17 protein-coding genes are annotated in these 15,963 nt (G+C 69.5%); 5 read left to right on the forward strand and 12 right to left on the reverse strand.

The genetic code is table 11. The annotated features are described in order from the left end of the window. Window position 1: 1 nt before the first annotated feature. The 3 genes from AC0QSG_RS11200 to AC0QSG_RS11210 all read left to right on the forward strand — a co-directional run bounded on the left by AC0QSG_RS11200 (window position 2) and on the right by AC0QSG_RS11210 (window position 2,493). Window positions 2-382: a helix-turn-helix domain-containing protein gene (locus tag AC0QSG_RS11200; protein ID WP_475375439.1), complete on the forward strand. Its 381-nt coding sequence runs from the start codon at window positions 2-4 to the stop codon at window positions 380-382. Window positions 383-535: 153 nt separating this feature from the next. Continuing rightward, window positions 536-1,135: a hypothetical protein gene (locus AC0QSG_RS11205; protein WP_475375440.1), complete on the forward strand. Its 600-nt coding sequence runs from the start codon at window positions 536-538 to the stop codon at window positions 1,133-1,135. A gap of 68 nt (window positions 1,136-1,203) precedes the next feature. Beyond that, window positions 1,204-2,493 carry an aminotransferase-like domain-containing protein gene (locus AC0QSG_RS11210; RefSeq protein WP_475375441.1) on the forward strand — a complete coding sequence of 430 codons (1,290 nt, stop codon included), beginning with the start codon at window positions 1,204-1,206 and terminating at the stop codon, window positions 2,491-2,493. Between the two features lie 232 nt (window positions 2,494-2,725). Here AC0QSG_RS11210 and AC0QSG_RS11215 read toward each other — a convergent pair whose 3' ends face one another. From AC0QSG_RS11215 to AC0QSG_RS11225, 3 genes are all read right to left on the reverse strand, one after another. Then, entirely contained in the window at window positions 2,726-4,393 is a 1,668-nt protein-coding gene (locus AC0QSG_RS11215) for a ribonuclease J (RefSeq protein ID WP_435727801.1), read from the reverse strand. 269 nt (window positions 4,394-4,662) lie between these two features. Then, window positions 4,663-5,385: an NUDIX hydrolase gene (locus tag AC0QSG_RS11220; protein WP_475375442.1), complete on the reverse strand. Its 723-nt coding sequence runs from the start codon at window positions 5,383-5,385 to the stop codon at window positions 4,663-4,665. Beyond that, entirely contained in the window at window positions 5,382-5,762 is a 381-nt protein-coding gene (locus AC0QSG_RS11225) for a winged helix-turn-helix transcriptional regulator (RefSeq protein ID WP_475375443.1), read from the reverse strand. Before AC0QSG_RS11225 ends, AC0QSG_RS11220 begins: the two co-directional genes overlap by 4 nt. A 99-nt stretch (window positions 5,763-5,861) precedes the next feature. Between AC0QSG_RS11225 and AC0QSG_RS11230 the strand changes: the two genes are divergently transcribed. Both AC0QSG_RS11230 and AC0QSG_RS11235 read left to right on the forward strand, forming a co-directional pair. Beyond that, window positions 5,862-6,464: an NAD(P)-dependent oxidoreductase gene (locus AC0QSG_RS11230; RefSeq protein ID WP_475375444.1), complete on the forward strand. Its 603-nt coding sequence runs from the start codon at window positions 5,862-5,864 to the stop codon at window positions 6,462-6,464. Window positions 6,465-6,694: 230 nt separating this feature from the next. After that, window positions 6,695-7,306: a flavin reductase family protein gene (locus tag AC0QSG_RS11235; protein WP_435727805.1), complete on the forward strand. Its 612-nt coding sequence runs from the start codon at window positions 6,695-6,697 to the stop codon at window positions 7,304-7,306. Window positions 7,307-7,385: 79 nt separating this feature from the next. Here AC0QSG_RS11235 and idi read toward each other — a convergent pair whose 3' ends face one another. The 9 genes from idi to pdhA all read right to left on the reverse strand — a co-directional run bounded on the left by idi (window position 7,386) and on the right by pdhA (window position 15,868). Further along, entirely contained in the window at window positions 7,386-7,946 is a 561-nt protein-coding gene (gene idi, locus AC0QSG_RS11240) for an isopentenyl-diphosphate Delta-isomerase (protein ID WP_435727806.1), read from the reverse strand. A 119-nt stretch (window positions 7,947-8,065) separates the two neighbouring features. Continuing rightward, window positions 8,066-8,683 (reverse strand): flavin reductase family protein, encoded by a 618-nt coding sequence (locus AC0QSG_RS11245; RefSeq protein ID WP_435727807.1) that lies wholly within the window; start codon window positions 8,681-8,683, stop codon window positions 8,066-8,068. A gap of 86 nt (window positions 8,684-8,769) precedes the next feature. Further along, complete coding sequence (catA, locus tag AC0QSG_RS11250; RefSeq protein WP_475375445.1) at window positions 8,770-9,618, reverse strand: catechol 1,2-dioxygenase; 849 nt, start codon at window positions 9,616-9,618, stop codon at window positions 8,770-8,772. A 157-nt stretch (window positions 9,619-9,775) separates the two neighbouring features. Next, complete coding sequence (gene catC / locus AC0QSG_RS11255) at window positions 9,776-10,054, reverse strand: muconolactone Delta-isomerase (protein WP_435727809.1); 279 nt, start codon at window positions 10,052-10,054, stop codon at window positions 9,776-9,778. 26 nt (window positions 10,055-10,080) lie between these two features. Next, window positions 10,081-11,181, reverse strand: a complete 1,101-nt coding sequence (locus AC0QSG_RS11260; RefSeq protein ID WP_475375446.1) for an enolase C-terminal domain-like protein — start codon at window positions 11,179-11,181, stop codon at window positions 10,081-10,083. Further along, window positions 11,178-12,071: a LysR substrate-binding domain-containing protein gene (locus AC0QSG_RS11265; protein ID WP_435727811.1), complete on the reverse strand. Its 894-nt coding sequence runs from the start codon at window positions 12,069-12,071 to the stop codon at window positions 11,178-11,180. The genes AC0QSG_RS11260 and AC0QSG_RS11265 overlap by 4 nt, the downstream gene beginning before the upstream one ends. A gap of 112 nt (window positions 12,072-12,183) precedes the next feature. Further along, entirely contained in the window at window positions 12,184-13,680 is a 1,497-nt protein-coding gene (locus tag AC0QSG_RS11270) for a dihydrolipoamide acetyltransferase family protein (RefSeq protein WP_475375447.1), read from the reverse strand. Window positions 13,681-13,733: 53 nt separating this feature from the next. Continuing rightward, a complete protein-coding gene (locus tag AC0QSG_RS11275) occupies window positions 13,734-14,708 on the reverse strand; it encodes an alpha-ketoacid dehydrogenase subunit beta (RefSeq protein ID WP_475375448.1) in 975 nt (324 codons plus the stop codon). Then, window positions 14,705-15,868, reverse strand: a complete 1,164-nt coding sequence (gene pdhA / locus AC0QSG_RS11280; RefSeq protein ID WP_475375449.1) for a pyruvate dehydrogenase (acetyl-transferring) E1 component subunit alpha — start codon at window positions 15,866-15,868, stop codon at window positions 14,705-14,707. Before pdhA ends, AC0QSG_RS11275 begins: the two co-directional genes overlap by 4 nt. Window positions 15,869-15,963: the final 95 nt, after the last annotated feature.

Below are 15,963 nucleotides of genomic sequence, written 5' to 3' on the forward strand. Positions count from 1 at the left end.
CATGCCGTCGGAGACCACAGCACTGACCAAGTCCACGCACCACGAACCGCTGCCCGCCCCGGAGGCGGCGCGGCTGGCGCAGGCGCTCGGCGACGCGCCGGACGCCACCGTGTTCGTGGACGGGACCGCGCTGCGCCTCTCCGCCGGCGCGGCGGACGCCGTGATGGACCTGCTCGCGCGGCTGTCCCGCGGGGAGGCCGTCACGATCAGCACCAGCGAACTGTTGCTGAACACATCGCAGGCCGCGCAGCTCGCGGGGGTCTCCAACACGTACATGCGCCGGCTGACCGACGCGGGGACCATCCCGGTCGAGTACCGCGGCAGCCACCGCCGGATCCGGCCGCGGGACGTGCAGGCGTGGCTGGAGGCGCGGGCCCACTGACGGTGGGGGCGGGCCGACGGCGGGGGCGCGCCGACAGTGCGGGCGGCCCGAAACGTCGCCCAACCGATGCCGAGATGTGCTGTGTGGCGGGGCGGCCGCGACCTACCGTGAAGCCAGGCGCCACCCGCGGCGCCCGGGCCCTAAGGGAGCGCCATGCCGGCCGTTCGCAGCGTTGGCGCGGTCCTCGCGACACTGGCGCTCGCGGCCGCGGCGGGATGCGCCGCCGTCGTGCCGGAACCCGGCGCCGCGCCGTCGGACCGTGGTGTGGACCTGTCCCCCGGCGCCCCGCGTTCGGGGCCGCCGTCCGCGATGCCGGCCGGACCGCCGGCGGCCGCGAGCATCACCGCGCTGGCGCCGCTCACCGTTTTCTATGTGGCGGTGGACGACGGCGGCGTGGCGGGCCCGGCGATCGGGTGCGGGGACAGCGTCGTCGCCACGGCAACGGACCCGGCAGAGTTCACCGACCAAGTGGAGGGCGCGATACGGCACCTCCTGGCCGGGCGCGAGCGCTTCGTCGCACCGTCGGGGCTCCTGAACGCGCTGCACCGGTCCGAGCTGGAGTACGTCGGGGCGACCGTGCGCGGGGACACGGTGACCGTCCTGCTGACCGGCGCGGTGGTTTCCGGGGGCACCTGCGACGACGCACGGATCCACGAGCAGCTCCGGCATACGGCCATGCTGGCGGCCGGGACCCCGAGGGCGGAGATCCTGGTCGACGGGACGCCGCTGTGGGATCTCGCGGGGACCGAGTAGGGGCCGCCGGGATGCATCCAGGGAACAACCGTTGCTTATTTGGCAACTTGGGTTGTTAGGATGTGTCGGTGACCACATCCAATATCCCCCTTGCCGCCAGTGATCCGGTCCAGACCGAAACGGACGTCGCGCTGGCCCGCGCCGCCGCCGCACACCGCCACGAATCCCTGTATTCGCAGCGCGCCGCCAACATCAAGCAGTCCGCCGTACGCGACGTCTTCGACATCTCGATGCGCCCGGGCCTCGTCTCCCTGGCCGGGGGCAATCCGTTCCTGCAGTCGCTGCCGCTCGAGAAGATCGGCGGTATGGCCTACCGGATCATCACCGAGGAGGGGCTCTCCGCGCTGCAGTACGGCGGCGGGCAGGGCACTCCGGGGCTGCGGGCGCAGATCTGCGAGGTGATGGCCGAGGAGGGCATCACGGACGCGCGGCCGGAGAACGTCGTCGTCACCACGGGTTCGCAGTCGGCGCAGGACGTCGCATGCAAGGTGTTCTGTAACCCCGGCGACGTGGTCCTGTGCGAGGACCCCACGTATGTCGGGGCGCTCAACACGTTCGAATCGCACGAGGTCACCGTGGTTCCGGTGGGCATGGACGAGAACGGCCTGGTCCCCGAGGAGCTCGAGGCGCGCATCGCGGAGGTGCGGGCCGGCGGCGGGACCATCAAGTTCCTCTACACGATCCCCAACTTCAACAACCCGTCCGGCATCACGCTCGCCGAGGACCGCCGCCAGCGGATTGTTGACATCTGCCGCGAGGCCAACATCCTGGTGGTGGAGGACAACCCGTACGGGCTCTTGAAGTTCGACGGGGAACCGCACACCACGCTGCGGGCCGCCAACCCGGAGGACGTGCTCTACATGGGGTCCTTCTCCAAGATACTGGCCCCCGGGCTGCGGATCGGCTGGGCGCTGGTTCCGGAACACCTGCTGCGCCGCTTCTACCTGGCCAGCGAGGCCGTGACCCTCTGCCCGCCGACGCTGAACCAGGACCTGATCAGCGCCTACCTGAACGAACACGACTGGCGGGGACAGATCCGCACGTACCGCTCGCTCTACGCGGAGCGGTGCGCGGCCATGCTGGACGCGCTGGAGGAATTCATGCCGGCCGGCGTGGAATGGACGAAGCCCGAGGGCGGGTTCTTCGTGTGGGTGACGCTTCCGGAGGGGATCGATACCTATCCGCTGCTGGCGCGGGCCATCGACGCGGGGGTGGTCTTCATCCCCGGGGCCGCGTTCACTCCCTCTGACGAGCCGAGCAACAAGCTGCGGCTGGCGTTCAGCGCGGTGGCAGCGGACAAGATCCACGAGGGCGTCCGGCGGCTGGCACCGGTGCTGGCGGAGGCCATGGCCGGCTAGCTCCCCGGGTTTCCCCTGCCGCGCTCGCGGTTGTCCGGTGGCCGGCGGGCGGCGGGCGGCGGGCGGTGAGCCGGCGCCACATTGCGGGAAGCCACTAACCCCTCCGGATCCGCAACCTGTCACCGTGACCGGTTTTTCCCGGACCCGCAGGCAATCCGCACAGCAAAATGCCCCTCCACCCGAGACTCCGGGTGGAGGGGCATTCCGATGTGGCGCCGGGTGCCGCGTGTGCCTAGGCGTCGACCGCGATGGCCGTGATGACCGGGCTGCGGCGGTAGGCCCGCTTCATCCAGACGGCGACCGCGTCGGCGATGACCTCCTCCGGATCGCGGTTCCGCGCGCCGCTGAGGGCCTTCTCGATGGCCGCGATGGCCGGCTTGAAGTCGGCCGGCTCGTGCACGAAGCCGCGGGGGAAGAACTCCGGATCCTCGACGAGCTTGTTGGTCTTCGGGTCCAGGATGGCCAGCACCGTGACGGTTCCGTCCTCGGCCAACTGAATGCGCTCCTGCAGCGAGGCCTCCGTGGCCTTGCCGACCACGCCGTCCTCCACGTAGACGTAGCCGGCGGGGATGCGGCCACTGATCTTGGCGTGGCCCTTCTGCAGGTCGATCGTGACGCCGTCCTCGGCAATGATGACGTTTTCCTTCGGGACACCGGTGCGGATGGCCAGTTCGCCGTTGGAGCGCAGGTGGCGGTGCTCGCCGTGCACGGGCATGACGTTCTTCGGCTTGACGATGTTGTAGCAGTACACCAGCTCGCCGGCGGAGGCGTGTCCGGAGACGTGCACCTTGGCGTTGCCCTTGTGGACCACGGTCGCGCCGAGGACGGTCAGGGCGTTGATCAGTCCGTAGATGGCCGTCTCGTTGCCCGGGATCAGCGAGCTGGCCAGCAGCACCGTGTCGCCGTCATTGATGTTGATCATGTGGTCGCGGCTGGCCATGCGGGCCAGGGCGGCCATCGGCTCGCCCTGCGAACCGGTGCAGACGAAGACTGCCTTGTTGTCCGGCATCTTCTCGAGGGTCTTGAAGTCCACCAGTAGGCCACGCGGCACGTTGAGGTAGCCCAGCTCGCGGGCGGTGGTCATGTTGCGGACCATAGAACGGCCGACGAACGCGACCTTGCGGCCGTGCTCGTGCGCCGAGTCCAGGATCTGCTGGATGCGGTGGATGTGGCTCGCGAAGCTGGACACGATGATCCGCTTGGGCGCCTTGCGGAAGACCTCGTCGATGGCCGGCAGGAGGTCCTTCTCCGACGTCGTGAAGCCCGGCACGTCGGCGTTGGTCGAGTCCGTCAGGAAAAGGTCCACGCCCTCGGTGCCGAGGCGCGCGAAGCCGGCCAGGTCGGTGATGCGGTTGTCGAGGGGGAACTGGTCCATCTTGAAGTCGCCCGTGTGCAGCACCATGCCGGCCGGCGTGCGGATGGCGACGGCCAGGCCGTCCGGGATGGAGTGGTTGACCGCGACGAACTCGAGGTCGAACGGACCCATGGGGGTGCGGTCGCCCTCCTTGACCTCGACGGTCTTGGGGTTGATCCGGTGCTCCTTGAGCTTGGCCTTGATGAAGGCCAGCGTCAGCGTGGAGCCGATCAGGGGAATGTCTCGGCGTTCGCGCAACAGGTACGGGACGCCACCGATGTGGTCCTCGTGGCCGTGTGTCAAGACGATGCCGACGACGTCGTTGATGCGGTCGCGGATGGCGGTGAAGTCCGGGAGGATGACGTCGACGCCGGGGTGGACCTCCTCGGGGAAGAGGACGCCGCAGTCGACGATCAGCAGTTTTCCGCCGAACTCGAACACCGTCATGTTGCGGCCGATTTCACCGAGGCCACCGAGGGCGACGATGCGCATGGCTCCTTGGGCGAGCTTGGGCGGGGTGGACAATTCTGCGAGCGACTTGGTCATGTGTTCGGCTTCCTCGGGTCTGCGATCTTCGTGGTGCGGCGGCAGGCTGTCCTGCGACGTGGGTCCGCGGTGCTTCAAAACTGTGGTTTATCTCAACCGGTGTGCATCGAAAATTTGGGGGATGCATCATGTGCGGCCGGCCGGTCGGGCGGGGACATGGCGCCACCGTCACGGTACATCGGCGGTGCGCCTACGCTTCGCGGGTCGGGCGGCGGGCAATCAGGCATCGGTACGACTCTACCGCGCAAGGGTCCAGTTCCCCAGCCGGACTAGTCGGTTCGGCTGTAGACCCAAGGCAGGGAACTCATGTCCAGCCGGTGTCGCGCCGCACCGCCCACCATCCGCGCAGCCGACGCCGGGGCGCCGGCCGGGGCACCGGCGTCGTACTCCGCGTCGCCGTCCCAGGCCACGGCCCGCCCGCCGCCGGGCAGCGAAAGCATGCGGCTGCGGAACGTCTCCGGGGCCGCCCCCGCCGCCGCGGACAGCGCTTCGCCGACCGACGGCACGCCCGCCAACCCGTGGAGCGTGACCCAGGTGGGCGTGACCAGAGACACCTCGCCGCGGCCGTGGCGCTCGAGCAGGTCGGCCGGGCGCATCCAGAGGTGGTCGAGGTGCTCGTCGGGACTGAGGACGATCTCCGCGTCGGGCGCGTGGGTCAGGAAGAACCACGTCCGCAACCGCTTGGGGGCGCTGGCCGGAGGCAGCCAGACGGACAGGTGAACCAGCTCCTCGACGCCGATCCGCAGACCCGTCTCCTCGAACGTCTCGCGGGCGCCGGCGCGCCGGGCCGCGGCGTCCGAATCGTCGTCGTGCCGGTCCTCCGGATCGACGTAACCGCCAGGGAAAACCCAGGCGCCCGCGAACGATCCCTTGTGGCGCAGGCGCTCCAAGAGGAGGACCTCCGGACCGGTGGCGGAATCGCGCAGGAGGACGACGGTTGCCGCGTCCCCGTGGAATTCGGGTTCCGCGGCTGGTTTCTTCACGTTGGTCATGCTTGGGCCTTTGCGCGGTCGTCGTAGTCGTCCCGGGCCGCGAGGATGCCCGCGGCGTGCTGCTCGGCCCAGATGCGAACGGCGTCGAGAGGCCCCAGCAGCGTGCGGCCGGTGTCGGTCAGTTGGTACTCCACGCGCGGGGGCACCTCCGCGTAGACCGTCCGGCGGACCAGACCGTCGCGCTCGAGGGCGCGAAGTGTCTGTGTCAGGACCTTGGGCGTCACGCCGCCGACCGCCGAACGAAGCACGGAGAATCGGTGCGGGCCGTCCCTCAGGGCGTGGATGACCAGGGGCGTCCACTTGTCACCGATGCGCTGCAGCACCACGCGCGAAGGGCAGCCGGGCTCCATCACATTGAAGCGGCGCCCGGTATCCATAGGGGTACTGTATGACTTTGAGGTGCTCGGTATCAAGTTGATACTATCGTCGGGAACAGGCCATCGACCGGTGGCTTAAACCCCACGAAGGGACCACCCATGAAGATCGCAGTCTACGGAGCCACCGGCATGGTCGGCAGCCAGATCGTCGCGGAGGCCGTGAGCCGCGGGCACGATGTCACCGCCGTGTCGCGTTCCGGCGCAGAGGTTCCGGGCGCGGCGGCGGCTGCCGCTGACATCGCCGATGTCCCCGCGTACAAAAAACTCGCCGGATCCCACGACGCGGTCGTGCTCTCCGTTGCACCTCCACGCGACGGCTCGACCCACGCGCCGTTCGTCGCCGCACACGAGAACATCTCCGAGACCCTCGTTTCCGCACGCGTGTTCGTGGTCGGCGGGGCCGGAGCCACCGAAGTGGACGGCGTGCAGCTCAAGGACCTGGCCGGGTTCCCCGATGCCTATAAGCCCGAGGCGACCACGATGGGTGAAGTCCTCGAGGCCTACAACTCCGCCTCCGGGCTCAGCTGGACCATGCTGGCCCCGGCTCCGCGGATCGCACCCGGCGAGCGCACCGGTTCCTACAAGCTGGGCGTCGACTCCCCCGCGGGTGAATCGGTGTCCACCCAGGACTTCGCCGTCGCAGTGCTGGACGAGCTCGAGGACCCCAAGCACGAGAACCGCCGCTTCACGGTCGCCAACTAGCCCGCGCCCCCTGGCAGCCGGCGCCACATTGCCGCTCCGCCGCAGTTCCCGCGGCTCCCGCGGGCGGGTTCCATCCGCCGGAATGCGGGGATCCATCCGCGGGCGGACACAGCCCGACCCTGGATGGCCGGCCGATGTGGCGCCGGCTGACGGGGTCGCACGCGCTGCGGACCGGCTGTGGCGCCGGTCTGGCCACGCGCCCGCATGCAGGGGTGTGTTTTGCTGGAGGCATGCGCATCGATTTTGATGCCGGGTCCGTCCCGGCGCGGGACATCTACCGCCTGCTGACGTCGTTGGTCATTCCCCGGCCCATCGCCTGGGTGTCGACCATGGACGGGGACGGCGTTGCGAACCTGGCGCCACATTCGTTCTTCACGGTCGCCGCAACGGACCCGGGAATCGTCCAATTCACCTCGGAATCACGCAAGGACACCCTCCGCAACATCGAGGCAACCGGGGAGTTTGTGGTCAATGTGGCGCCGGCTAGCCTGCTCAAGCAGGTGAACGCCTCCGCCACCCGCTTCCCTCACGGCACCAGCGAGTTCACGCAGGCTGCCGTCCGTCCAGAACCGAGCCTCACGGTGGCGCCGCCCCGTGTCGCCGACTCCCCCGCCGCGATCGAGTGCACGCTCCACCAGGTCATCTCCGTGGCGAACTCGTTTCTGGTCCTGGGGCTGGTTCGGCACATCGCCGTCAACGAGGAGGCGCTGGAGGACGGGCAACCGGTTCCGGAGCGGCTGGACCCGCTCGCGCGCCTCGGCGGCAACGGATGGAGCACCCTCGGGGACGTCGTCCATCTGGACCGCATCCGCATGGCCGATTGGAACACCGGCAAGCGCTGAGCAGGCGGTCAGGGCAGGAGGCATCAGGCAGTCAGGCCACGGGAAGTAGCGGAATTCACGACGCGGGAGATAGCGGGAGTCAGGCTCCGGGACCCGCGTAGGCAAGGCCGCGCACCGCGAGCTGCTCCAATTGCCACACCATCCAGGGGCTGAATGCCCACGGCGTGGCGTCGGCGCCCGACAGCAGATCCTCCGGCCGCACCCAGTGGAAATCGGCGACCTCGCCGGGAACCGGATCCGGTTCCCCCGAGGCGCGCGCGAAGTAGACGGGGCAGAATTCGTTCTCGACGATCCCGGAGGCATCCACGGCGCGGTAGCGGAAGTCCGGCAGGACCAGGGCCAGCGCGTCCAGGTCGAGGCCAAGTTCGAAGCGCGCGCGGCGACGGACGGCATCGGCCATGTCCTCGCCGGGCCCGGGGTGCCCGCAGACGGAGTTGGTCCAGACCCCGGGCCACGCCTTCTTGTCCAGCGCGCGGCGCGTCGCGAGCACACGCCCGTCGGAGTTGAAAATATGGCAGGAAAACGCCAGGTGCAGCGGCGTATCCTCCGTATGGATGGTTGCCTTGGGCGCCGTGCCGATCGGGCCGTGCGCGCCGTCCAACAGCACGACGCTCTCGGGAACATTCCCGTCCTGTGACATCAATCCACCTCGCCTTGGCCTGTCCGGAAAGGCTATCCGATTCCCCGCCCCGCAGTCCCGTCGGCGGGGTTCCACCGGAGCCGTCCACCATGGCGGACGACGCCGGTGCCCCCCGCCCGCTAGAGTCGCGTGAACGATCCGACGCCGGCGAGCCAGCCGCCCGGATCGGCCGGCGGGGCGTCAGCCGGGGCGCCCGCAACCGCGCCGGCAGGGGAGCCCGCCGGGGATCCCGCGGATCGTACCGCCAGGAGCTGCTCGCCCAAGCGGCGGAATCCGCTGCCCTGGCTCAGGAGCGGTTCCGCGTCTCCGACGGCGAGCGCCACCACCTCGCCGACGACGATGACGTGGTCGCCGCCGTCGTACAGGTTCCAGGGACGGCACTCCATGGTGGACGCGTTGCCCTCCAGCACCGGAACGTCCCCGTGGAGCGACCAATCCGGCGCCGGGATCACCGTATCGCCAGCGAATCTCCGCGCCACGTCCGCCTGGTCCGCGGCCAGGATGTTGACCGCGAAGGGCGAGGACTTGAGGACGCGCGTGGCCTTCGACGTGCGGCGCAGTGTCACCTGCACCAGCGGCGGATCCTCCGACACGGCGGCAAAGGACGTGACGGTCGCCCCGTACGGCACGCGCTCCTCGTCCAGCGTGGTCACCACGGCCACGCCGGTCCCGAGGCGGCCGAACGCGTCGCGCAACGCCCGGGGCCGGACCGCGCGCAGGGTGTTGTGTCGGGTCATCGCTGGCTCCTTCGGCACGGCAGGCATAAACGGGGTTAAAAGACGCGGCGGTCCGGTTGCCGAGGCAACCGGACCGCCAATGCGGTCTAGGCCTGCGGGTCCAGCACGAAGTCGTACGTGGTCTGGACGCCGTTGTCGGCCGGCTGGATGTCCAGCATGAGTTCCGGCTTCACGGCGGTCGCGATGTCATCCTCGTTGTGCGGGTCGCCCGGGAAGTACAGCTGGGCGGTCAGCAGCTCGTGGCCCGGGGCGGACACCTTCAGGTGCAGGTGCGCGGGACGCCAGGCGTGCCATCCGGCGGCGGCGATCAGCTGGCCGCAGGCGCCGTCCGTGGGGATCTGGTACGGAGCCGGCTGCATGGTTTCGATCTGGAAGTTGCCCTGGTCGTCGGCGATGAAGGCGCCGCGGAGGTTCCACTCCGGGATGTTCGGGGCGAACTGCGAGTAGAAGCCCTCCTCGTCGGCGTGCCAGAGCTCGATCTTGGCGCCGGCGAGCGGCGATCCGTCGGTGGAGCGGACCTGGCCCTGGAAGAGCAGCGGGGTGCCCAATTCGTCCTCGCGCATCGAGATCTTGGCCGGGGACTTCTGCTCCGGGGACTCGGGGACGTAGTACGGGCCCTCGATGGAGCCCTTGTTGCCCTCGCGGTGGCTGGTGGCGACGTCCTCGACGGAGTGCTCGACCCAAACGTCCATGAACAGCGGCCATTCGCCGTCTTCGCCGACGCGGATCAGCCATGCCTTCAGGGCGTTGAACTCGTCGTAGGTCACGCGCTCTTCGAGCACGATGTCGTTGGCGGCCTTGATCAGCTTGCCGGCCAGGAGGCTGACCCGCTCGACGTCGGCCGCGACGGCTCCGGTCTTGCCGGACTGGCGGAAACGGTCGGTGGCGGCGCTGCCCGACTTGGCGGCGGATGCGGTTTCGTTCTCGATGCTCATGGTCTATTCCTTTTCTGCTTCGGCGCCGGCGGCGTCACCGGCGTGATGTGGGTCTCGCTTGATGCCTGCTATCAATTTAGGCGTGACATCAAGTAAGGGGAAATATGCTTTTCGCCCCGATTGATAGCTTTTTCGACCTAATCAAGGGGTACGGCCGCTAGTGGATCGAGTTCGGGTGCTTGGCCAGCGGCGTGACCTTGACTTTCATGTAGGGGTACATGGGGAATCCGCTGAGGATGGTGTGGAGCTCGTCGTTGGATTCGACGTCGAACAGCGAGTAGTTCGCGTATTCGCCGACCACGCGCCAGATACCGGCGAACCGGCCGTCCTGCTGGAGCGCCTGCGAGTACTCCTTCTCGAGCCCCTGCAGCCGGGAGATCTCCTCGGCGTCCAGGTGCGGGGGGAACGTGACGTCCATGCGGGCCAAAAACAGCATGCTTCTCCTTCGGGTGGTGGGTTGGGTCAGTTCATGCGGTAGCGGGCGAGCTTTTCCTCGTCCACCTCGACGCCGACGCCCGGGACATCCCGCACGGCGATGGTGCCGTCGACGATCCTCAGCGGCTCGGCGAGCAGGTCGTCGGCCATGTCCAGGAAGTTGGACAGCTCCCCGGCCCGGCGGGACGTCGCCTCGAACGCGGCGCCGAACGTCACGGTGGCCAGCGACCCGATCTGCGTGTCGATCTGGTTGCCCATCGTGACGTCCACGCCCAGTCCGGTGCACAGGCCCAGGATCTCCTGCGCCTCCGTGAAGCCGCTGCGGGCGGTCTTGATGCAGATCGAGTTGCAGCCGCCGGAGAGCAGTTCGCGGGACACGTCCCCGGCCGTCGGCACGGATTCGTCGCCGACGATCGGGATGGACGACTTCACGACGAGCCGCTGGCGGCTCATGGCCTCCTTGGCGTCGCACGGCTCCTCGAGGCGGGTGATGCCCAGTCCCTCGGTGCGCTGCAGGACCTCCATGGCCTCGTTTGCGGTCCAGCCTCGGTTGGCGTCCAAATACAGTTCGACGTCGTCGCCGAGCCCCTCGCGGAGCACGTGGCACGCCTCGATGTCCAGGGCCAGCGGGCGGCGGCCGACCTTGAGCTTGAACGTGGTGATGCCATAGTCCTCGCCGAATCGCAGGGCCTCCTCGAGGAGTTCCTGCGCCGGCCGGAAGCCCAGCATGTGGCTCACGCGCAGCCGGTCGGTGTAGCCGCCGAGCAGCTTGTGCACGGGCGTGCCGACGGATTTGCCGATCACGTCCCACAGGGCGATGTCCACGGTGCCCTTGGCGACCTGGTTGTGGATGGTGCGGTCCATCACGGCGCGCACCTTGCTGCGGTCCAGGACGTCGAGGCCCACGAGCTGCGGGGCGAACACCTTCTCGACGATCGAGAGGATCGAGTCCTGCGTTTCGCCGTAGGTGTAGGGGCGCGGCGGGGCGTCCGCGGTGCCGACGAGTCCGTCGTCGGTGTGGACGCGGATCAGGACGTGCTCGGCTGCTTCCACCTCGCCGCTCGCGAACTTCAGGGGGTGGGTGTACGGGATCGCGTAGGGGATCGCCTCGATCCGCTCGATTTTCACGCGGTGGTTCCTTCCGTGGAGGCTGGGGGGTCGAAGAGGTCTAGGAAGTTGCGCACCAGGGGGCTGACGTTGCCGGACTTCCAGCCGACGGCGAGGTCCACCACCGGCGCGTCGCGCAACGGGCGGAAGACGATGCCCTGGAGGGCGAACATGCGACGCGTCGTGGGGACCAGCGCGACGCCGGTTCCGGACGCGACGAAGGACAGCAGCGTCGAGGTCTCGCGGGCCTCCTGCACGACGTCGGGGCGGAACCCGGCCTTGCGGCAGGCCTCCACGAAAATGCTGTTCACGGCGGAGGCGTGCGGATAGGAGATGAAGGCCTCTCCGGAGAGGTCCGCGAGGTCCAGCGTTCCGCGCGAGGCCAGCGCATGGTCCTCCGGGAGGGCGACTACCAGCGAGTCCTGTTCGAGGAACTTGAGGTCGATGTCCGTGGAACGGATCGGGGGCCGCAGCACGGCGACGTCGATGCGTCCTTCTTCCAGCGCCTCCTCCATCTGGGGAGTGAGCATCTCCCCCTGGACCTTGAGCCGCAGGCCCGGCATGCCCCGGCGGGCGGCCTCGACAATGCGCGGCATCAGGCGGTAGGTGGCCGAGCCGGCGAAACCGACCCGGATGACGCCGCTGGCGCCCTCGCCGACCAGGCGGACGTCGTGGGCCAGCTGGTCGACCTCAGCCAGCAGGACCCGGGCGCGGGTCAGCAGGAGCTCCCCGGCGGGGGTCAGGTCCACCTTGCGGGTGGTGCGTGCCAACAGCTGGGTGCCGAGCTGCTCCTCGAGCTGCTTGATCTGCTGGGACAGGGGCGGCTGGGCCATGTGCAGGCGGCTGGCCGCGCGGCCGAAGTGGCGCTCCTCGGCCACGGCGACAAAGTAGCGCAGCTGTCGCGTCTCCATTGGCGCTCCTCGGGTCCACGGGGCCGTGTGCCCCACGCAACAGAGTAGGCGCGCGGACTAGGCGAGGGAAATACTCATTGGGCCCTTACTGAGAGGCAATCCATATCAATGCCTAGTCCAGCAGTAGCGCGGGCTCCTCCATGATCGCGGCGACATCCGCCATGAAGCGCGCGGACAGGTCCCCGTCCACCACGCGGTGGTCGAAGCTGCCGCCGAGGGTCGTGATCCAGCGCGGAACCACCTCCCCGGACACCACCCACGGCTTGAGCTTGATGGTCCCGAACGCGACGATCGCGACCTCGCCCGGGTTGATGATGGGCGTGCCGATGTCGATCCCCAGCGCGCCGATGTTGGTGATGGTCAGGGTCCCGTCGCGCATCGCGTCCGGGCGGGTGCGGCCCTCGCGCGCCGTGGTGGCGAGCTCGTTGAGGTTGACCGCGAGTTCGCGCAGGTTCATGTCCTGCGCGTCCTTGATGTTGGGCACCAGCAGCCCGCGCGGCGTGGCTGCGGCGATGCCCAGGTTCATGAAGTGCTTCACCCGGATCTCGGCGCCCTGGTCCGTGTCCACCCAGCTCGCGTTGACGCTCGGGTTGCGCGCCGCGGCCCACACCACGGCCTTGGCGAGGATCAGCAGCGGGGATACCCGGATGCCCTCGAAGTCCCGGCTCTTCTTGAGCCGCTGCACGAATTCCATGGTCCGCGACGCGTCGACGTCGACGAAGATGCTCACGTGGGGAGCGGTGAACGCGGACTCGACCATCGCCTTGGCGGTCGCCTTGCGCACCCCCTTGACCGGGACGCGCTCGATCCTACTGTCCAGCGGGGCCTCCTTCGCCGCCCAGAACGACGGCGCCGCCGCCTGCTCGGCCTCGCGCTGGGCCTGGTAGGACATCAGGTCCTCGCGGGTGACCTCCCCCCGGCCGCCCGTTCCCGGGACCTTGGAGAGGTCGATGCCCAGCTGCTTGGCGATCTTGCGGACGGGCGGTTTGGCGAGCACGCGGCCCAGGAACTCGGCGGCCATCGGCCCGGCGGACGCGGCGGCCGCGGCGGCAGAAGCCGCGGTCCAAGAGCGGGAGGCGGCGCCGGGGGCGGCGTTCGCCACGGGGCCCCTTGCCGGAGCCGCGCCGGATGGGAGGCTTGCCGGGGCGCCCGACGGGGCCGGCGTCGTCCCCGAGGCACCGCCGGCGTCGCTGACGGCGCCCGGGCGCTGGCGCGGCCGGCGTCGTACGGGATCGGCCTTGGGGCCGGAGCCGACCAGCGGCCCGGGCGCGGCCGACTTGTCCTCCTCCGACTGGCCTTCCCCGGCCACGCCCTCCTTCGGGGCGTCCGGATCGGCCACCTCGATGGGCAGGTCGGGACCCGCGGACCCGTCGGCCTCCTCGTCGACGGAGAAGAGCGGCGCGCCGACGGCGAGCGTCTCCCCCTCGGCCGCGTGCAGCGCGGTGACGACGCCGGCGTACGGGCTGGGGAGCTCGACCAGCGACTTCGCGGTCTCGATCTCGACGAACACCTGGTTGACGGCGACGGTGTCCCCCGGCTTGACCTTCCAGGAGACGACGTCGGCCTCGGTCAGGCCTTCGCCGACGTCGGGGAGGGTGAAGGTGCTCATGGTGTCTCCTGGGTGGTTCGCTGGCGACGGTCTGTGGGCGGACGGCGGAACGGTCAGAAGCTGAAGGAGCGGTCCAGCGCCTCGAGCAGCTTGTCGATGTCGGGGAGGTACTGCTCCTCGACCTTCGAGACCGGGTAGGGCATGTGGAAGCCGCCGACGCGGATCGCCGGGGCCTCCATGGACAGGAAGGCCCGCTCCGAGACGCGGGCCGCGACCTCGCCGCCGATGCCGCCGAACGTCGGTGCCTCGTGCGTGACGATCAGGCGGCCGGTCTTCTCGACGGACGCGATCACCGTGTCGAAGTCGATCGGGCTGATCGAGCGCAGGTCGATGACCTCCACCTCGCGGCCGTCCTCGGCGGCGGCCTCCGCCGCGGCGAGGGCGACCGGGACCAGCGGCCCGTAGGTGACGATCGTGGCGTCGGTGCCCTCGCGGACCACCTGGGCGGAAAACGCGTCGGGTGCGGGGTTCTCGGTGTCCACCTCGCCCTTGAGCCAGTAGCGGCGCTTCGGCTCGAAGAAGATGACCGGGTCCTCGCAGGCCGCGGCCTGCTGGATCATCCAATACGCGTCGTTCGCGTTGGACGGGCTGACGATGCGCAGGCCGGCGGTGTGCGCGAACAGCGCCTCCGGCGACTCCGAATGGTGTTCGATCGAGCCGATGCCGCCGCCATACGGGATGCGGATGACCACCGGGGCGCCCAGCCGGCCCTCGGACCGGGCGCGCATCTTGGCAAGCTGGGTGGTGATCTGGTTGAACGCGGGGAAGACGAAGCCGTCGAACTGGATCTCGGCGATCGGCGCGTAGCCGCGCAGGGCGAGCCCGATGCTGGTGCCGACGATCCCGGACTCGGCCAGCGGGGAATCGACGACGCGGTCCTCGCCGAAGTCCGCCAGCAGCCCCTCCGTCACGCGGTAGACGCCGCCGAGCCGCCCGATGTCCTCCCCGATCAGCAGGGACTTCGGGTTGTCCTCGAGCACGCGGCGCAGGCCGGCGGTGATCGCCTTCGCGATGGTCATGGAGGTCATCGGCCGGACTCCTTCGTGGAGGCGTCGGTGAAGCCGGCCTCGTAGTCGAGGTGCCAGCGCAGCTCCTCCTGGATCAGCGGATGGGCCTCGGCGTAGACGTTGCGGAAGGACTTCTCGAGTGGCGGCGCCTCGAAGGCGAGGGCCTCGCGGCGCACGCGGGCGGCCATGGAATCGCCGTCGGCGGAGACCCGCGCGAAGAACGCGTCGTCGGCCTGTCCCTCGGCGCGCAGGTGCTTCTCGAGCCGGGTCAGCGGATCCTTGGCGATCCACGGCTCCTCGTCCGCGCTCAGTCGGTACTTGGTGGGATCGTCCGCCGTCGTGTGCGCGCTCATGCGGTAGGTGTGGGCCTCGATCAGGACCGGTCCCCCTCCCCGGCGGGCGCGCTCCAGCGCCCAGCGCGTCACGGCGAGCACCGCGAGGACGTCGTTGCCGTCCACCCGGACCCCTGGGAAGCCGTAGCCGTGGGCGCGCTGCGCCAGCGGGACCTGCGACTGGACGCTGAACGGGACGGAGATGGCCCACTGGTTGTTCTGGCAGAAGAACACCACCGGGGCCTTGTAGCTGGCCGCGAACACCATGGACTCGTGGACGTCGCCCTCGGAGGACGCGCCGTCCCCGAAATAGGCCACGACGGCGGTGCCCTCCTTCTCCAGGCGGTCGCTGTCCCAGCCGGCCTGGTCGCGTTTGACGCCCATGGCGTAGCCCGTGGCATGCGGCGCCTGGGCGGCGAGCACCATCGTGTACATGTGGAAGTTGTTTTCCCGCGGGTCCCAGCCGCCGTTGGAGATCCCGCGGAAGATCCGCAGCATCTGCGGGAAGTCGACGTCGCGGGTGAGGGCGACCCCGTGCTCGCGGTACGTGGGGAAGATGTAGTCGTTGGGGCGCGTCGCCCGGCCGGAGCCGATCTGCGCGGCCTCCTGGCCGCGGAGCGGGACCCACAACGCCAGCTGTCCCTGCCGCTGGAGCGCCGTGGCCTCCTCGTCGAACCGGCGGGTCAGCGCCATGTCGCGGTAGAAACTCCGCAGCGTCTCGGCGTCCACGTCCGCAACGTAGGGCGAATAGTCCGCGTCGAAGCCGACCGAACCGTCCGGGCCCAGCAGTTGGACCATGCCGGCCTCGCCGGTGGCCGACTCGGTGGTTTCCTGCCCTGTGGACGTCATGCGCCGCTGCCCTTCGCTTGAAATATGCCTGGTCGGGAATGCATTCCCGACCAGGCATATGACGGAACCGTTTCCTCCAGCCTACTGGCCGTCCG

The sequence above is a fragment of the Arthrobacter sp. LT660 genome (genome assembly GCF_056172845.1).